Consider the following 15,642-nt stretch of genomic DNA (forward strand, 5'->3'; position numbering starts at 1 on the left):
CCGAGGGCTCTCTTCATCCGTGTCGCGAGCTGGGTGGGACGGCCACCACCGGCATCCCCGACGCAGCGATGGCTCGTGTAGGAGCGCGCCTGCGCGCGACCGGGTGCGCAATCGGGACATGGCTGTTGGTCCGCAGGCACCGGGGCAGGGTCTGATGAAGCGGCATGCCTGTACGAGCGCGTCTGTAGTGGCCGGGATTTCCTCGATGCCCCAGTAGATGCAAAATCTCCTGCGAGGTGATCCATGAGTTTCAAGATAACTTCCCCGGCCATCAAGGCCGAAGCCATTCGACTGGTGGTTGAGGCGGGCTACAGCTCGCCCCAGGCCGCGAAAATAGCCGGTGTCGGCCCCACGGCGCTGCGGCGTTGGGTCGAGGAGTGGCGGCAAGAACAAGCGGCGATACCGTCGACGACGGCCGCGCAGGCGCTCCTTATCGAGCAGCTCAAGGAGCGGCTGGCGGCTTCGGAAAGAGCGCGCGAGGTCCTGGCCGAAGAGCGTGATGTCCTAAAAAAACAGTTGCCCTCTCACCTCGAAAAAATCTTGAAGCCCCGCAGGTCATCAAAAAAGGTGAGAACGATACTGTCGAGCCAGCGCACCCCGGCAACGTTGGATTAGCCGCGTAGCAGCTACACCGTCTGACGGAGCGGCAACGCGGCAGGTACGCGCCTGCGTGCGAATAGCGGACATTCCGGAGATGACGGAACCTGTGTCACCGGCTCACACTTGCGCCTTTGAATCACATCGAAACGATGCCCTGAGCTTTGGCATTTGCCATTGTTCGGCACCATCCATTCGCGCGCAGGCGCGCTCCTACAGACGCCGCCGCTGGCGATGCTTTCCCACCCGTCGCGTGCGGCCGGCAAGAACAGCCCTCGGCGCCCACCCTCGAGGCGAGTTCCGCACAAGCGAGCGGCCGTAGGCCGATTAAATACACGGGCCGCGGCTGCGGCCAACCCTGTCGAGCGCGGAGGACCTGTTTGAGCAGCGAGGGTGGGCGCCGAGGGCTGGTCCTGCGGGCACGTTCGAGCGCCGCGGGGAGGTTCGATGGAACGGCGACCCCAATCGCGCGCAGGCGCGCTCCTACAGGCCCATGAGGAGGCGGCCGCCGAGGTCCTGGAGGGGCTGGGCGATGAGGATACGGGCCAGGAACAGGCCGAGCAGGACGACGGTCGGCGAGAAATCCAGGCCGCCCAGGGTCACCCGGCCGCGCAGCGGACGGACGAGCGGCTCGGCCAGCGCCGTCACGAAACGCGCCACCGGATGGTAGCGGTCCGTCGACAACATGCTCATCAGCGACCACGCGAACACCACGACGATCCAGGTCAGCAGCAGGAAATCCAGCAGCTCGGCGATGCCCAGCACAAGGATGCCCAGCGGCGACAGCGGCAAACCCGCCAACAGCACCACCAGGACCACCTTCACCCACTCGATCACCAGGGCGACCAGCACGGCGCCCGTATTGATCCGGCGAACGCTGGGCAGTGCCTTGCGCAGCGGGCGCAGCACCGGGTTGGTGAAGCGGTAGAGGAACTGGCAGATCGGGTTGTTGAAATCCGCGCGGTTCGCCTCGGCCAGCAGGCGCAGGACGAACAGGGCCACCAGGGCGCCGAAGATCACGTTGAGCAGCAGGCCGCCCGCGTTGGTCAGGTAATTCACGAGTTCTGTTCCATCTGTTCGGAGAGTTCAACACCGCGGCGGCGTGCCGCGTCGACGGCGCGTGCCACGATGGCGGGGAAATGGTCGTCGCGGAAGCTTTCCAGCGCGGCCTGGGTGGTGCCGTTGGGCGAGGTCACTTTTTGCCGCAGGCTGGCGGCGCTTTCGCCGCTTTCGATCAGCATGCGGCCCGCGCCGAGCGCGGTCTGCGCGGCCAGCGCCCGGGCGGTCTCGCGCGACATGCCCTGGGCGAAGGCGGCATTCTCCAGCGCCTCGACCAATAGGAAGAAGTAGGCCGGACCGGATCCGGAGAGGGCGGTGACGATGTCCAGCTGGTCCTCGTCAGGCACCCACACGGTGAGCCCGGCGGCATCCAGCACGTGCTGGGCCTCGGCGCGTTGCGGCGCGCTGACCCGGCCGTTGGCGTACAGGCCGGTGGCACCGGCGCCGAACATGGCCGGGGTGTTGGGCATGCAGCGAACGATGGGCAGGGCGGCGTCCAGCCAGCGCTCCAGCTGGGCGATGCGGATGCCCGCGGCGATGGAGACCACCATGGGCCGGTATTGCTGGACCACGCTGCGCAGGCCGCGGCAGACCTCGGCCATCATCTGCGGCTTCACGGCAAGGACCAGGATCGAAGCGCCTTCGGCAGCCGTGGCGTTGTCGGTGTAGGTCGCCACGCCATACTGGCGGGAGAGCTCCTGCAGGGGCTCGGCGCGTGGCTCGGCCACGGCGATGCCGCCGGGCTGGGCGCCATGGCGGACAAGGCCCGCGATCAGGGCCGTGGCCATGTTGCCGCCGCCGATGAAGGCGATCCGATTCATGCGTGGTCCACTCCGTTAGCGACGACGTTCACATACCCATAAAGCATATATGGTGTGCCGCCTTGCGCCGACCCCCGGGGCTGGTTACCTTTGGCCCACAAAGATAGGGGACCACAATGGATATCGCCGAACTCCTTGCCTTCTCAGTGAAGAACAAGGCCTCCGACCTGCACCTTTCCGCAGGCCTCCCGCCCATGATCCGCGTGGACGGTGACGTTCGACGCATCAATATCCCGCCCCTGGAGCACAAACAGGTCCATTCGCTGATCTACGACATCATGTCGGACAAGCAGCGCCGCGACTATGAGGAATTCCTTGAAGTCGACTTCTCGTTCGAGATTCCCGGCCTGGCCCGCTTCCGCGTCAACGCCTTCAACCACAACCGTGGCGCGGGCGGCGTGTTTCGTACCATTCCGTCCGAAGTGCTCACCCTGGAAGACTTGGGTGCGCCGAAGATCTTCCGTGAGCTGATCGAACAGCCGCAGGGCCTGATCCTGGTGACCGGTCCGACCGGCTCGGGCAAGTCGACGACCCTGGCGGCCATGGTCGACCACATCAACAAGAACGAATACGGCCACATCCTCACCGTCGAGGATCCGATCGAATTCGTGCATACCTCGCAGAAGTGCCTGGTCAACCAGCGTGAAGTCCATCGCGATACCCACGGCTTCAACGAGGCCCTGCGTTCCGCGTTGCGCGAAGATCCCGACTACGTGCTGGTCGGCGAGCTCCGCGACCTGGAAACCATCCGCCTGGCGCTGACCGCCGCGGAAACCGGCCACCTGGTGTTCGGCACCCTGCATACCTCCTCGGCCGCCAAGACCATCGACCGCATCATCGACGTGTTCCCCGCCGGTGAAAAGCCGATGGTCCGCTCGATGCTCTCCGAGTCCCTGCGCGCGGTGATTTCGCAGTCCCTGCTGAAGAAGGTCGGTGGCGGCCGTACGGCAGCCCACGAAATCATGGTCGGCATCCCGGCGATCCGTAACCTGATCCGCGAAGACAAGGTCGCCCAGATGTACTCGGCCATCCAGACCGGCCAGCAGTACGGCATGCAGACCCTGGACCAGAACCTCACTGACCTGGTCAAGCGCGGCCTGATCACCCGTCAGGAAGCGATGATGTATGCGAAGAACAAGGAAGGCTTCCGGTAAGGGAGTAGGAGCGTTTGGGGTTGGGAGTAAGGAGTTGAGGGTAGGAGCCGGGGTGGGCTGGCCCTGGGTCTGACTCGGTACTCTCAACCCGGTACTCGGTACGCTCTGTGCTCCGTGAAGCCGGTCGCTGCAAGCGTGCCAGCGCAGGTATATGATCGCCCTACAGGGGAGCCGGCCCGTTCCGGCAACGGGGATCCACGCCATGAGCGAGTTCGACTTCACCTCATTCCTCAAGCTGATGGTGCATAAGCAGGCGTCCGACCTGTTTATCACCGCTGGCGTCGCGCCTTCGATGAAAGTGCAGGGGCGGATCGTGCCGATCACCCAGAGCCCCCTGTCGGCGCAGCAGTCGCGCGACATGGTGCTGAACGTGATGACGCCGGCGCAGCGCGAAGAGTTTGAAAAAACCCACGAATGCCAGTTCGCCATCAGCGCCTCGGGCGTGGGCCGGTTCCGTGTCTCGTGCTTCTACCAGCGTAACTGCGTGGGCATGGTGCTGCGCCGGATCGAGTCGAAGATCCCGACGCCGGAAGAGCTGAACCTGCCGCCGATCATCAAGCAGCTGGCGATGACCAAGCGCGGCATCATCATCTTCGTGGGCGGCACGGGTACCGGTAAGTCGACCTCGCTGGCGTCGATGATCGGCTACCGCAACCAGAATTCCACCGGGCACATCATCACGATCGAAGACCCGATCGAGTATGTGCATCGCCACGAAGGCTGCATCATTACCCAGCGCGAGCTCGGCATCGATACCGATACCTGGGAAAACGCGCTGAAGAACACGCTGCGCCAGGCGCCCGACGTGATCATGATCGGCGAAGTGCGTACCCGCGAAACGATGGAACACGCCATCAACTTCTCGGAAACCGGCCATCTTTGCCTTTGCACGCTGCACGCGAACAACGCCAACCAGGCCCTGGATCGCATCCTGCACTTCTTCCCGGAAGACCGTCGCAGCGCGCTGCTGATGGATCTGTCGCTGAACCTGAAGGGCATCGTGGCGCAGCAGCTGATCCCCACGCCGGATGGCAAGGCGCGTCGCGTGGCGGTCGAAGTCATGCTCGGCACGCCGCTGGCGCAGGACTACATCCGCCAGGGCGAGATCCACAAGCTCAAGGAACTGATGCGCGATTCCAACCAGCTGGGCATGCGTACCTTCGACCAGAGCCTGGTCGAGCTCTACCACGCTGGCGAGATCTCGTACGAAGACGCGCTTCGCCATGCCGACAGCTCGAACGAAGTCCGCCTGCGCATCAAGCTGGCCCAGGGCGGCGACGCCCATACGCTGTCGCAAGGCCTGGACGGCGTCGAGATCGACAAGCCACAGGACCGCAACAGCTTCGGCGGCATGCTCCAGCGCTAACGCCGCCCGTCCCGTTGCTGTAGGAGCGCGCCTGCGCGCGAGACAGGTGCCCCACCGCCAGCGAACGCACGAAAAAAGGGAGCCTTTCGGCTCCCTTTTCATGCCATTTCGAACGTATTACTTGGCAGCAGCCGAGACGGTCACGCCGCTGGCATCGACGCTCTTCACGCCCTTGACCTTCTTGGCGATCGCTTCGGCGTGGCTCTTTTCCTTAGCCGTGGCGACGGTGCCGGTCAGGGTGACGACGCCTTCGGTCGTGCTGACCGAGATGTCGGTGCCCTTGACGCTCTTGTTGGCAGCGAACTCGGACTTCACCTTGGTGGTGATCCACGTATCGTCGGCCTTGCCGGCGACCGTCTGGTTGTCACCCTTCGAAGCGGCCGCGGCGGAGTCCTGGGCATACGCCTGTGCGAACGGCACCGAGCCGAGACCGGCAACGAGGGCGGCAGCGAACAGGGCCTTGCGGATATTGGCGTTCATCATGGGGAACTCCTTCTACTCTGGAATGGGGCGGCGGGCGCCACGCACTGTGGCTGCCTCGGTCGCGGGGCCAATCTGACCAGCGCACCCGTGAACGATTCGTGGGTGGAAATCGGGGTGGTTCAGGTTTGCCGATTTCGTTTTCACGGTTGGGAGTGGGGCGAGCTTTATCGCGGGCAAAAAAAAGGGACGCCTGGTGGCGTCCCCTTTTCGCGCGCGGGCGCGCTCCTACATGTGCACGTTTATTTGTATTCGACGGCACCGGAGATGACGAGGCCCTTTTCGTCGACGTGGGCTTCGCCACCGACCTGGACCACGCGTGCGGCCTGCGCCTTCATCGCATCGAACTGTGCCTTCGAACGCTGCGCGGCGGCCGTGTCGCTTGCCTGCGTGTCCGGGGCGCCGTCGGCGGTGGAAGCTTCGGCCATGGCGGTGGCGTACTGCTGGGCCTTGTCGGACATGACGTCGACCCACGTGCGGTACATATCGCCGTTGAGGTGCAGGCGGGCCATGCGGCCGGCATCGCCGGTGCTGCCCATCAACACGTCGTCGAGCTTGGCGTCTTCACCGGCGCCCAGGCCGATGGCGATGGCCTGGCCGTTCATGGCGGCCCATGCGGGCATGCCGAGCGACTGGGTCAGGTTGGCGGGCAGTGCGACCGGCTTGCCGTCGGCGGCGAGCTTGAAGTCACCGCCGAGCACGGCCTGGCCCATGGCGAGCAAGCCTGCCGGGTTGCGCGTGCCGAGCACGACGCGACCGGTGACCTGCGGCAGGGCCGCACCCGGTGCGCCGGGCTTGTAGGAGTCGACGATGATGCGCACGCCACGGATATCGCCGAACGGCGGGATCGCGGCCTGCTGCATCGTCGAACCCAGGCGGGTGAAGCTGTCGTTGAGGCTGGCGAAGGCCGGGCAGGTGAACGGCTTGGCCGCCACCGCGTCAGCCTGCGCGCTGAAGAACGTACGCAGCTGCTCGACCGGCAGGGCGAAGCTGGCTTCGAACGGACCGGTGGCATCGCTGCCCAGGCCCGGCAGTTCCACCTTCAGGCCGGAGAAGGCCGTGGTGATGTCGTTGGCCAGGGCCACGTCGACGCGCTGCTCGACGTGGTGCAGGTCGAGGCGGGTGTAGCCGAAGCTGAAGGACGGCACGCGCGATGCGACGCGGGTGGCCTCTTCCTGGCAGCTCGCCGGGATCTGCGGAGCGGGTTCGCCGGTCTTCTTCGACTGCTGCTTCATGAAGGTGGCGAACAGCGGATCCTTGCCGGCCGCGACCAGCGGCAGCAGGCGGGCGAGGTCGACCTGGCCGACCACGTAGTCCTTGTAACCCTTGGCCTTGGCGAGGTCGGCGAGGCGACCGTCGTCCTGCAGGTTCTTGTCCGGGCGGTCGACGCCCAGCGCCTGGCGCACGAGCGGCTCGGCGGCATCGCCCGGGAGCAGGGCGGCGACGGCCTGCTTGTCGACGGTGGCGATCACCAGCTGCACGCCGGAATCACCCAGCGCCACGTGGCGGTAGGCCTGGCCACCGGCGTTGGCGGTGTCCAGCTTCTTGCCGTAGGCGGTTTCGAGGCGGCCCACGAAGGCGTCCCACGCGGCCGGGTCGGCGAGCGCGGCACGTGCCACCGGGGACAGGCCGATGCCGTACACGGCCGAGCCGGTCTTGATGTCGACGCCGGTGCTCTTCAGCACGGTTTCGGCGTTCTTGCCATCCAGTTCGGTGACCAGGGCGCGCATCAGGCGGGCCGTGTCGACGTTGCCCTTGCCCTCGAACTCCTGGGCATAGGATTTCAGCTGCACGACCTGGCCGGGCAGTTCCGCATTGATCTGGGCGATCACCGCCTCGTAGGCGCTGTCGTCCAGCTTGTCGAGGCTTGCCACGACATACGGTGTATCGGCCGGCACGAAAGCCAGCGGGGCATCCTTGTCCTTGTGGCCGCAGGCCGCCAGCAGCACGCTGGCGACGCCGAGCGCGAGGAGTCGCTTCGTCGGTCGCATTCTCTATCCTGTTGATTGTTCCCTTGGAACCGCCATTATGCCGGATCGCGCGCCGCGGTGGCGGCCGGGCAGGGCGGCTTAGCGGCCGAGCACTTCACACAACACGGCCATGCGGACGAACACGCCGTTGCCGACCTGCTCGAGGATCCGCGACTGGGCGCCGTCGGCGACGTCCGAGGCGATCTCGATGCCGCGGTTGATCGGGCCCGGATGCATCACCAGGCAGCCCTTTGCCGCGCGGGCCAGCCGCCGGGTGTCCAGGCCGTAGCGCTCGAAATAGGCCGCTTCGTCGGGTAGGTCGGTCGACGCCATGCGCTCTTTCTGAAGGCGCAGCATGATCACGGCGTCGACCCCGGCAATGGCCTCGTCGAGATCCTCGTGGTAGGTCACGCCCTTCAGCTCGCCCTCGGTGGGCAGCAGGGCGGACGGCCCGACGATGCGAATGTCCTTGGCGCCGAGGGCGGCCAGCACGTGCACGTCGGAGCGGGCCACGCGCGAATGGCGCACGTCGCCGCAGATGGCGACCTTGACCTTGCGCATGTCCGGATGATGGTTGCGGATGGTCAGGGCGTCGAGCAGGCCCTGGGTCGGGTGGGCGCGGTTGCCGTCGCCCGCGTTGACCACGGAAACGCCGCTCATGGCGTGCTTGACCAGTTCCTCGGGCGTGCCCGAGACCTTGTGGCGGACGATGATCGCGTCCAGGTGCATGGCCTCGAGGGTGTGCAACGTATCGAACAGCTCCTCGCCCTTGCTGGTCGAGGACAGGCCGATGTCGAAGTTGATCACGTCGGCGCCGAGCCGGCGCGCCGCCAGTTCGAACGACGTGCGCGTGCGCGTAGACGGTTCGAAGAACAGGTTAAGCACGGTGCGCCCCGACAGGGTGTCGAGCTTGCGCGTGCCATGGGCACTGGCGTCGCGCATGGCGTTGGCTTTGTCGAGCAACCGCTCGATGGTCTCGCGCGGCAGGTTCTCGAGGGTGGTCAGGTGGCGCAGGCGATTTGACATGACGTCCTCAAGCTAACAAGGGAATCTTCGGGCTTACGATTGCAGAAGGTACGACTCGAGGATCACCGCGGCGGCTTCGGCATCGATGGATTTTGCATCCGATCGCTTACGCGTGCCTGCGGCGCGGCCCTCGGCGAAACGCCGGGCCGCCTCCTGCGAGGTCATGCGTTCATCGGCGAACGCCACGGCGATGCCGTAGCGCTCGGTAAGGCGCTGGGCGAACCGCCGCGCGGTGCGCGTCATCGGTTGCTCCTTGCCATCGTTGTCCAGTGGCAGCCCGACGACCAGTTCCGCGGGCAACCATTCGCGGCGCAGGTTATCCAGCGCCTGCCAGTCGGGCGCGCCGTCGCGCACGGGCAGGGTGGCCAGCGCACGCGCGGTGCCGGTGAGGCGGTTGCCCACGGCTACCCCGACGATCTTGGTGCCGACGTCGAATCCGAACAGACAGCTCATGGATCAGGCGTGCCCGGCGTAGCCGGCCAGCTGGGACGGGTCGCGCACGCCCATCTTGCGGGTGGCGGCGAACCAGCGTTCTTCGATCGGCGTGTCGAATACGATGTGCTCGTCTGCCCGGGTGGTGAGCCAGGCATTTTCCATCACTTCCTGTTCGAGCTGGCCGGCTTCCCAGCCGGCGTAGCCCAGCGTGACCATGGCGCGGCGCGGGCCTTCGCCATGCGCCATCGCCACGAGGATGTCGCGCGAGGTGGTGACCGACCAGTCGTCGTTGATCCGGTAGCTGGAATCCCAGTGGCCGTGATCGCGATGGAGCACGAAACCGCGCTCCTGCTGCACGGGGCCGCCAATCAACACGGGGTGGTCGGCGATCTCGATGTCTTCGCACGGCAGCTTCATCTGGGCGAGCACGTCGCCCAGGCGGTATTCGGACATCTGGTTGATGAGCAGGCCCACTGCACCGTCCTCGCCATGCTGGCAAAGGAAGGCAACCCCACGAGCGAACGGCGGCTCGGCGAGCGAGGGCATGGCGATGAGGAATTGCCCGGCGAAGGTGTTGGCGATACTCATGGCTCCATTGTAGCCGCAGGCGGCCGCCGCCGCGCGGAAATGTTCAGCCCGGATCGCGTAGCGTGTGGACCGGTTCACAAGGAGGCACGTCATGCCGAAGATGATGTTTGTAAAAGGTTTTATCGGCGTCTTCGCCGTGTGTTCGGCGTCCGCCGCGAGCGCCTCGACGCCCGCCGCCTGGAAGGACTATGACCAACGGGTAACCCAGGCATGCGTGGCCGCCAGCGGGCTGAAGGACGCGAAGCCGGTCGGCGGCCTGATCCAGTACGACGACCGGGTGCCGGTGACCGCGCTGGTGCTGGCCGGGCGTTATCCGCAGAAGCACATGAAAAACGCGCCGGGGCGCGAGCTGTGCGTGTGGGATAGGAAGGCGAACAAGGCGTACGTCAGCGAGGCGGACCAGCTGTTGAAGCCGTGAAGCAGTCGGCGATCGCGCGCAGGCGCGCTCCTACACGCGATCCCGCGCCTCAATACGTCCCCAACACATCACCCTGCTTGAACTGCCACGTCCGCGTGACGTAAAGCTCGTCCACCTTCTCTTTCGGATCTTTCGGAACCGCGGGGAACGGTGCCGCCAGCTTCACGATCTTCTGCGCGGCCAGGTCGAGCACCTCGGAGCCCGAACTCTTGACCACTTCCATGCTCTTCACCGTGCCATCCCGGTTCAGGCAGACGGTAAGGATCAGCTGGCCGTGGATCCCGCCGCGGCGGGCCGCGTCCGGGTAATTCAGGTTACCGACCCGCTCCACCCGGCTCACCCAGCCCTTCATGTAGGCGGCGTAGGCGTATTCGCGCGTGTTCGAGGAGATGTATTTCTTCTTCGGCCGCTTCGCGTAGGCCTCGGATTCGTCGCGGACCTCGGCCGCCAGCCGGGCCATTTCGAGCTTGCGCTGCACGTCCTTGTCGGAGGGCGGCAGCGGTGTTTCCTTCTGCTCGGTCTGGGCCTGGGTGGTGTCGACGCGGAAGGCGGTCTGCCCGGCCGTGGTCAGGACCTGGTCGGGCGTGGCTTCGCGCGGCGTGGGCGCCTGCGCTTCCTGGGTCTCGGCCACCACGCCCTGGTTTTTCGTGGGCAGGGGCCCGCTCACACGCTCGGACGGACGCGAGGCCTTGTCACGGTCGCCGCCGCCCGAATTGTTGGCCTGGGCCAGGAAGTCGGCCTTGTCGGGCTGTTCCTGGTTAGCGACGTCGACCAGCGTCACGTCCAGCGTGGGCACGCTGGGCGCGGGTTTTTCCGCCTGGAAGGTGACCCCAAGGATCAGCACGCCATGCAGCATCAAAGAAAACAGCAGGGTCGCGCCGATCAGGTCGGCGCCGGTGGTACGGGTCGTCATCGGGCCTCGATCGCGTCGAACAGCAGCCCCGCGATGTTAAGCCCGAACTGGGCGTCCAGCTCGCGGATGCATGTCGGAGATGTGACGTTGATCTCGGTCAGGTAGTCGCCGATCACGTCCAGGCCAACGAAGCGCAGGCCCCGGCGGACCAGCTCCGGCCCGACCTGGGCGGCGATCCAGCGGTCGCGATCGGAGAGCGGAATGCCCTCGCCACGGCCGCCGGCGGCCAGGTTGCCGCGGAATTCGTCGCCCTGCGGGATCCGGGCCAGGGCGTAGGGCACCGGCTCGCCGTCGACCAGCAGGATGCGCTTGTCGCCGGCGCTGATCTGCGGAATGTATTTCTGCGCGATGGCGAAGTGGCGATTGCCGTCGAGCAGGGTCTCCAGCATGGAATTCAGGTTGCTGTCGCCGACCTTCACCCGGAAGATGCCGCGCCCGCCCATTCCGTCCAGCGGTTTGAGGACCGCCTCGCCGTGCTCGGCCACGAAGGCCTTCAGCTCGGCGCGGTCGCGGGAAACGAGGGTAGGGGCCGTGCACTGGGGAAACTGCAGGGTGAACAGCTTTTCGTTGCAGTCACGCAGGCTGCGCGGGTCGTTGACCACCCGGCACCCGGCCTTCTGCGCCGCTTCCAGCACCATGGTGTCGTAGATGAACTGGGCATCGACCGGCGGATCCTTGCGCGCCAGCACCACGTCGACCTCGCCCAGCGGCCGCCACGACGGCTCGCCCAGGGTGAACCAGCCGTTCGGGTCTTCCTTCACGGTCAACGGCCGCAGCCGCGCCCACGCCTCGCCCCCACGCAAGGCCAGGTCGCCCTGCTCCATGTACAGCAACGCATGGCCACGGCGCTGGGCCTCCAGCAACATGGCGAACGTGGAGTCCTTGGCGATCTTGATCGCCCTGATCGGGTCCATGAGGACGGCGACGGAGAGGGGCATGGGGTGAGTTCCGGACGGAGAATGAGGCGAAGTTTAGCGGGAGACGGGGGAAGGGAAGTGGGGGCGCAACGTTGCGGATAGCCCCCAGGTCCGCTCGTGCGCCCCCATTTCCCATCTCCCGCCCCGCCTTTAAGAAGAATTCATCTTGACTCAACCACGTCCACCCATTAAACAGCCACACAAGGGCCGCCGCAGAGCGGTGACCGCTGCCCGGGGGGTAGCGGGCTTTACGACCTGGCGCACGGATGACCCGGCGATATCGGGCTATCCTGCTGCCGGGACTTGCAGTTTTTTCGTGTGACGGGGGCGCAGTGAACGACAACGGACGCGGTACGGACCTGGCCGGCCTGCGGGTCATGGTCATCGATGACTCGAAAACCATCCGGCGTACGGCGGAGACCCTGTTGAAGAAGGAAGGCTGCGACGTGCTGACCGCCGTCGACGGTTTCGAGGCGCTGGCCAAGATCTCGGACCAGAAGCCCAACATCATCTTCGTCGACATCATGATGCCGCGCCTGGACGGGTACCAGACCTGCGCGCTGATCAAGAACAATGCCCAGTTCCGCGGCACGCCCGTGATCATGCTGTCCTCCAAGGACGGCCTGTTCGACAAGGCGCGTGGTCGCATCGTGGGCGCGGAACAGTACCTCACCAAGCCGTTCACCCGCGACGAGTTGCTCGGCGCGATCCATCGCTACGCGACGGCCGGCTGATCGACACACCCTTACACAAGCGTCCAGGGGGACGTGTGGCAAATATCCTAATCATCGACGACTCGCCGACCGACGTACGCGTGTTCACCACGCTGCTCGAAAAGGCGGGTTTTTCCGTCTCCAGCGTCGACAATGCCGAAGCTGGCATCGACCGCATCCGTGCCAGCAAGCCTGACCTGGTGATCATGGACGTGATCATGCCGGGCATGAATGGCTTCCAGGCCACGCGCACGCTCAGCCGCGACCCGGCCACCGCCGACGTCCCGGTCGTGATGATCACCACCAAATCGATGGAAACCGACCGCGTCTGGGGCTTGCGCCAGGGTGCCAAGGCGTTCATCACCAAGCCGGTGAACGAGAAGGAACTGCTCTCGACCATCGCTGACCTGTTGCCGAAGCAGAACTGAGGTCGTTATGAGCGAGAACGTGGCACTGACGCCCTTTGAACTGCTCGCCCATTACGAACGCGCCTGCCTCGTGCACTCGGCCGGTGCGCCCGAACGCGTGGAAAACGTCGGCCTGTGGCGTGGCATCGGCTTCCGCGTCGGCCGCCGCGCCTTCGTGAGCGGCATCGACGAAATCAACGAACTGCTGGCGGTGCCGGCCCTGACCAACGTGCCGGGCACCCAGCCCTGGCTGATGGGCGTGGCCAATGTCCGCGGCAACCTCGTCCCGGCGATCGACCTGGGGCGGTTCCTGTTCGACGAACGCACGCCGTCGTCCGAGCGCACCCGGTTGCTGCTGGTGCGCCAGCACGGCGGCACCGTGGGCCTGCTGGTCGACGAAGTGTTCGGCCAGCGCACCATGGACGACGAACAGCGCGGTGGCGGTGACGAAGAGCTCGATCCGCGCCTTGCGCGTTTCGTGACGGAGAACATCCAGCTCGGCGAGCAATCGTTCGGGCTGTTCAGCATGAACCGCCTGGTTCGTGCGCCGGACTTCCGGCAGGCGGCGCTGTAAGGCGCCCAGTAAGGGGGACGGGACGGCCGCAGGCCCTCCCGCAACAGGATACGCGGGGCAGGGCAACCGGTCGCGCGACGGGAACGAGGGGGCGGCCGTCAGAACGGTCGCTCGTCTGCCGGGGGCTGCCTAGCCCCGGTCAATGGCTTTGCCAGGTTTGGGTGAGGTGGATATGAGCAGTACAACAGGGGGCGTGGGCCGTGAAGGTGGGTACACGATGGTTATCGTGTTCCTGCTGCTATCCATTGGCCTGGCATCGGTGGACTTCTGGCTGTTGAACAGCAAGAACGGTGAAGACCGCGAAGCCATCGCACTGACGACGCAGGTGCAGGTGCTTTCGCAGCAGACTGCGAAGTACGCGCTGGAGGCGTCCGACGGCAATCGCGATTCGTTCCGCGAGCTGTCCGCCACGCGCAACACCATCGACTCGGCCGTGCAGCGACTGGTCGCCGGCGACGACAAGACCGGCATGCCGGCCTACGCGCAGCAGGCGGGTAACACCGGCCGCTCGATCGGTGCACTGGCGAATGCCTGGCACCAGCTGGACGCGGACATCGGCAAGATCCTCGGCAACAAGGAGCTGGTGCTCGCCTCGGGTGAGCGTGCCGACCTGTTCGCCAAGCAGATGCCGCTGCTGAACGCGCGCACGGACGAAGTGCTGAACATCGTGCAGCAGAAGAACGCCTCGGTGGAGCAGACCTTCACCATCGCGCGCTGGATGCTGATGGCTGACCGCATGATCCGCCGCGTGCAGGAAATCCTGCAGGGTGGCGACTCCGCACAGTCCGCCGCCGATGGCCTGTCCCGCGATGCCCAGCTGTACGGCTCGGTGCTCAAGGGCCTGGTCGAAGGCAACCCGGACGGTGGCGTGCGCGCCATCCCCGACGCCAACGCCCACAAGATCCTGGTCGACATGCAGACCTCGTGGGGCGACCTGGTCGACCCGGTCACCCAGTTGGTCTCGGCGTCGCCGAACCTGCAGGACGTGAAGCGCGCCGGCAACCAGGCGTCGCTGGACTCGCAGACGGTGCTGTTGCGCGCGAACGAATCCGCGGACCAGATCGCGAAGCTGCCGCTGACCCGCCTGTTCCCGAACGTGTGGGCCGGCTTGCTCGGTGCGATCGCCACGGTCGCCTTCGCCCTGGTCCTCGTCTTCAGCCTGGTCCGCGACCAGCGCCGCCGCCTGGAGACCACCAGCGAACTGAACCAGCGTAACCAGACCGCGATCATGCGGTTGCTGGACGAAATGGGCACGCTCGCCGAAGGCGACCTGACCATCAAGGCCACGGTGACCGAGGACATCACCGGCGCCATCGCGGACGCCATGAACTCCGCGGTGGACGAGATGCGCAACCTCGTCACCACGATCAACGAGACGGCGGTGCGCGTCTCGGCGGCAGCCCAGGAAACCCAGGCCACCGCCATGCACCTGGCCGACGCGGCCGAGCAGCAGGCGCAGCAGATCACCTCGGCGACCTCCGCGATCAACCAGATCGCCACCTCGATGGATACGGTGTCGAAGGACTCCGCGGAATCCGCCGACGTGGCGCAGCGCTCGGTGCAGATCGCATCGCGCGGTGCCGAAGTGGTGCGCGAAACCATCCAGGGCATGGATTCCATCCGTGACCAGATCCAGGAAACCTCAAAGCGCATCAAGCGCCTGGGCGAGTCGTCGCAGGAAATCGGCTCGATCGTGGAACTGATCAACGACATCGCCGAGCAGACCAACATCCTCGCACTGAACGCGGCCATCCAGGCCGCCTCGGCGGGTGAGGCGGGCCGCGGCTTCGCGGTCGTGGCGGACGAAGTGCAGCGCCTGGCAGAACGTTCCGCCAGCGCGACCAAGCGAATCGAAACGCTGGTGCAGGCGATTCAGTCCGATACCAACGAAGCGGTGAGCTCGATGGAACAGACCACCGCGGAAGTGGTGGCAGGCGCACGCCTCGCCGAGGATGCCGGTACGGCCCTGGGCGACATCGAGCGCGTGTCGAACGATCTGTCGGCACTCATCCAGAACATCTCGGCGGCAGCCCGCCAGCAGTCGGCGGCGGCGACGGATACGTCGGCCACGATGAACGTCATCCAGGAGATCACCTCGCAGACGTCGCTCGGCGCAAGCCAGACGGCGGAATCGATCGGTAACCTGGCCCAGCTCGCGAACGACCTGCGACTCTCCGTCGCGAACTTCAAGCTGCCGGGCTAAT

The 15,642-nt window shown here is 65.9% G+C and carries 17 protein-coding genes; 8 read left to right on the forward strand and 9 right to left on the reverse strand.

Annotation, left to right across the window (positions count from 1 at the left end; all coding sequences use genetic code 11):
* Positions 1-243: 243 nt before the first annotated feature.
* Positions 244-615, forward strand: coding sequence for a transposase (locus tag KPL74_01030; GenBank protein QWT20607.1), 372 nt, complete (start codon positions 244-246; stop codon positions 613-615).
* Positions 616-1,080: 465 nt separating this feature from the next.
* Here KPL74_01030 and KPL74_01035 read toward each other — a convergent pair whose 3' ends face one another.
* Together KPL74_01035 and KPL74_01040 are read right to left on the reverse strand one after the other, a co-directional pair.
* Positions 1,081-1,656, reverse strand: a complete 576-nt coding sequence (locus KPL74_01035) for a YggT family protein (GenBank protein QWT20608.1) — start codon at positions 1,654-1,656, stop codon at positions 1,081-1,083.
* Positions 1,653-2,477 (reverse strand): pyrroline-5-carboxylate reductase, encoded by an 825-nt coding sequence (locus KPL74_01040; protein ID QWT20609.1) that lies wholly within the window; start codon positions 2,475-2,477, stop codon positions 1,653-1,655. Before KPL74_01040 ends, KPL74_01035 begins: the two co-directional genes overlap by 4 nt.
* 116 nt (positions 2,478-2,593) lie before the next feature.
* On the opposite strand from KPL74_01040, the gene KPL74_01045 reads away from it, so the two are divergent.
* Complete coding sequence (locus KPL74_01045) at positions 2,594-3,631, forward strand: type IV pilus twitching motility protein PilT (protein ID QWT20610.1); 1,038 nt, start codon at positions 2,594-2,596, stop codon at positions 3,629-3,631.
* A gap of 202 nt (positions 3,632-3,833) precedes the next feature.
* A complete protein-coding gene (locus KPL74_01050) occupies positions 3,834-4,997 on the forward strand; it encodes a PilT/PilU family type 4a pilus ATPase (GenBank protein QWT20611.1) in 1,164 nt (387 codons plus the stop codon).
* Between the two features lie 117 nt (positions 4,998-5,114).
* Here the strand turns inward: KPL74_01050 and KPL74_01055 are convergent, their stop codons facing one another.
* The 5 genes from KPL74_01055 to KPL74_01075 form a co-directional block, all read right to left on the reverse strand.
* Positions 5,115-5,480, reverse strand: a complete 366-nt coding sequence (locus tag KPL74_01055; GenBank protein ID QWT20612.1) for a BON domain-containing protein — start codon at positions 5,478-5,480, stop codon at positions 5,115-5,117.
* A gap of 239 nt (positions 5,481-5,719) precedes the next feature.
* Positions 5,720-7,468: a hypothetical protein gene (locus KPL74_01060; GenBank protein QWT20613.1), complete on the reverse strand. Its 1,749-nt coding sequence runs from the start codon at positions 7,466-7,468 to the stop codon at positions 5,720-5,722.
* Positions 7,469-7,546: 78 nt separating this feature from the next.
* On the reverse strand, positions 7,547-8,473 hold the full coding sequence (locus KPL74_01065; GenBank protein QWT20614.1) for an aspartate carbamoyltransferase catalytic subunit: 927 nt from the start codon (positions 8,471-8,473) through the stop codon (positions 7,547-7,549).
* A gap of 33 nt (positions 8,474-8,506) precedes the next feature.
* Positions 8,507-8,926: a Holliday junction resolvase RuvX gene (gene ruvX / locus KPL74_01070; GenBank protein QWT20615.1), complete on the reverse strand. Its 420-nt coding sequence runs from the start codon at positions 8,924-8,926 to the stop codon at positions 8,507-8,509.
* Positions 8,927-8,929: 3 nt separating this feature from the next.
* Positions 8,930-9,496: a YqgE/AlgH family protein gene (locus KPL74_01075; protein ID QWT20616.1), complete on the reverse strand. Its 567-nt coding sequence runs from the start codon at positions 9,494-9,496 to the stop codon at positions 8,930-8,932.
* Between the two features lie 91 nt (positions 9,497-9,587).
* Between KPL74_01075 and KPL74_01080 the strand changes: the two genes are divergently transcribed.
* Positions 9,588-9,914, forward strand: coding sequence for a hypothetical protein (locus KPL74_01080; GenBank protein ID QWT20617.1), 327 nt, complete (start codon positions 9,588-9,590; stop codon positions 9,912-9,914).
* Positions 9,915-9,963: 49 nt separating this feature from the next.
* Here the strand turns inward: KPL74_01080 and KPL74_01085 are convergent, their stop codons facing one another.
* Positions 9,964-10,827 carry an energy transducer TonB gene (locus KPL74_01085; GenBank protein QWT20618.1) on the reverse strand — a complete coding sequence of 288 codons (864 nt, stop codon included), beginning with the start codon at positions 10,825-10,827 and terminating at the stop codon, positions 9,964-9,966.
* Entirely contained in the window at positions 10,824-11,765 is a 942-nt protein-coding gene (gene gshB, locus KPL74_01090; protein ID QWT20619.1) for a glutathione synthase, read from the reverse strand. The genes KPL74_01085 and gshB overlap by 4 nt, the downstream gene beginning before the upstream one ends.
* Before the next feature lie 356 nt (positions 11,766-12,121).
* Here gshB and pilG point away from each other — a divergent pair, with 356 nt between their 5' ends.
* From pilG to KPL74_01110, 4 genes are all read left to right on the forward strand, one after another.
* On the forward strand, positions 12,122-12,478 hold the full coding sequence (gene pilG / locus KPL74_01095; GenBank protein ID QWT22560.1) for a twitching motility response regulator PilG: 357 nt from the start codon (positions 12,122-12,124) through the stop codon (positions 12,476-12,478).
* A gap of 35 nt (positions 12,479-12,513) precedes the next feature.
* On the forward strand, positions 12,514-12,885 hold the full coding sequence (locus KPL74_01100) for a response regulator (protein ID QWT20620.1): 372 nt from the start codon (positions 12,514-12,516) through the stop codon (positions 12,883-12,885).
* A gap of 7 nt (positions 12,886-12,892) precedes the next feature.
* A complete protein-coding gene (locus KPL74_01105) occupies positions 12,893-13,438 on the forward strand; it encodes a chemotaxis protein CheW (GenBank protein ID QWT20621.1) in 546 nt (181 codons plus the stop codon).
* A 217-nt stretch (positions 13,439-13,655) separates the two neighbouring features.
* Positions 13,656-15,641, forward strand: a complete 1,986-nt coding sequence (locus KPL74_01110; protein ID QWT20622.1) for a methyl-accepting chemotaxis protein — start codon at positions 13,656-13,658, stop codon at positions 15,639-15,641.
* Position 15,642: the final 1 nt, after the last annotated feature.

It is taken from the genome of Bacillus sp. NP157, assembly GCA_018889975.1.
GTDB lineage: Bacteria > Pseudomonadota > Gammaproteobacteria > Xanthomonadales > Rhodanobacteraceae > Luteibacter.

Coding starts and splice junctions, on each gene's coding strand:
- KPL74_01040 (QWT20609.1), bottom strand. CDS start 2,477: ATGAATCGGATCGCCTTCATCGGCGGCGGCAACATGGCCACGGCCCTG.
- gshB (QWT20619.1), bottom strand. CDS start 11,765: ATGCCCCTCTCCGTCGCCGTCCTCATGGACCCGATCAGGGCGATCAAG.
- KPL74_01050 (QWT20611.1), top strand. CDS start 3,834: ATGAGCGAGTTCGACTTCACCTCATTCCTCAAGCTGATGGTGCATAAG.
- KPL74_01105 (QWT20621.1), top strand. CDS start 12,893: ATGAGCGAGAACGTGGCACTGACGCCCTTTGAACTGCTCGCCCATTAC.
- KPL74_01045 (QWT20610.1), top strand. CDS start 2,594: ATGGATATCGCCGAACTCCTTGCCTTCTCAGTGAAGAACAAGGCCTCC.
- KPL74_01110 (QWT20622.1), top strand. CDS start 13,656: ATGGTTATCGTGTTCCTGCTGCTATCCATTGGCCTGGCATCGGTGGAC.
- KPL74_01055 (QWT20612.1), bottom strand. CDS start 5,480: ATGATGAACGCCAATATCCGCAAGGCCCTGTTCGCTGCCGCCCTCGTT.
- KPL74_01085 (QWT20618.1), bottom strand. CDS start 10,827: ATGACGACCCGTACCACCGGCGCCGACCTGATCGGCGCGACCCTGCTG.
- pilG (QWT22560.1), top strand. CDS start 12,122: ATGGTCATCGATGACTCGAAAACCATCCGGCGTACGGCGGAGACCCTG.
- KPL74_01075 (QWT20616.1), bottom strand. CDS start 9,496: ATGAGTATCGCCAACACCTTCGCCGGGCAATTCCTCATCGCCATGCCC.
- KPL74_01030 (QWT20607.1), top strand. CDS start 244: ATGAGTTTCAAGATAACTTCCCCGGCCATCAAGGCCGAAGCCATTCGA.
- KPL74_01060 (QWT20613.1), bottom strand. CDS start 7,468: ATGCGACCGACGAAGCGACTCCTCGCGCTCGGCGTCGCCAGCGTGCTG.
- KPL74_01065 (QWT20614.1), bottom strand. CDS start 8,473: ATGTCAAATCGCCTGCGCCACCTGACCACCCTCGAGAACCTGCCGCGC.
- KPL74_01080 (QWT20617.1), top strand. CDS start 9,588: ATGCCGAAGATGATGTTTGTAAAAGGTTTTATCGGCGTCTTCGCCGTG.
- ruvX (QWT20615.1), bottom strand. CDS start 8,926: ATGAGCTGTCTGTTCGGATTCGACGTCGGCACCAAGATCGTCGGGGTA.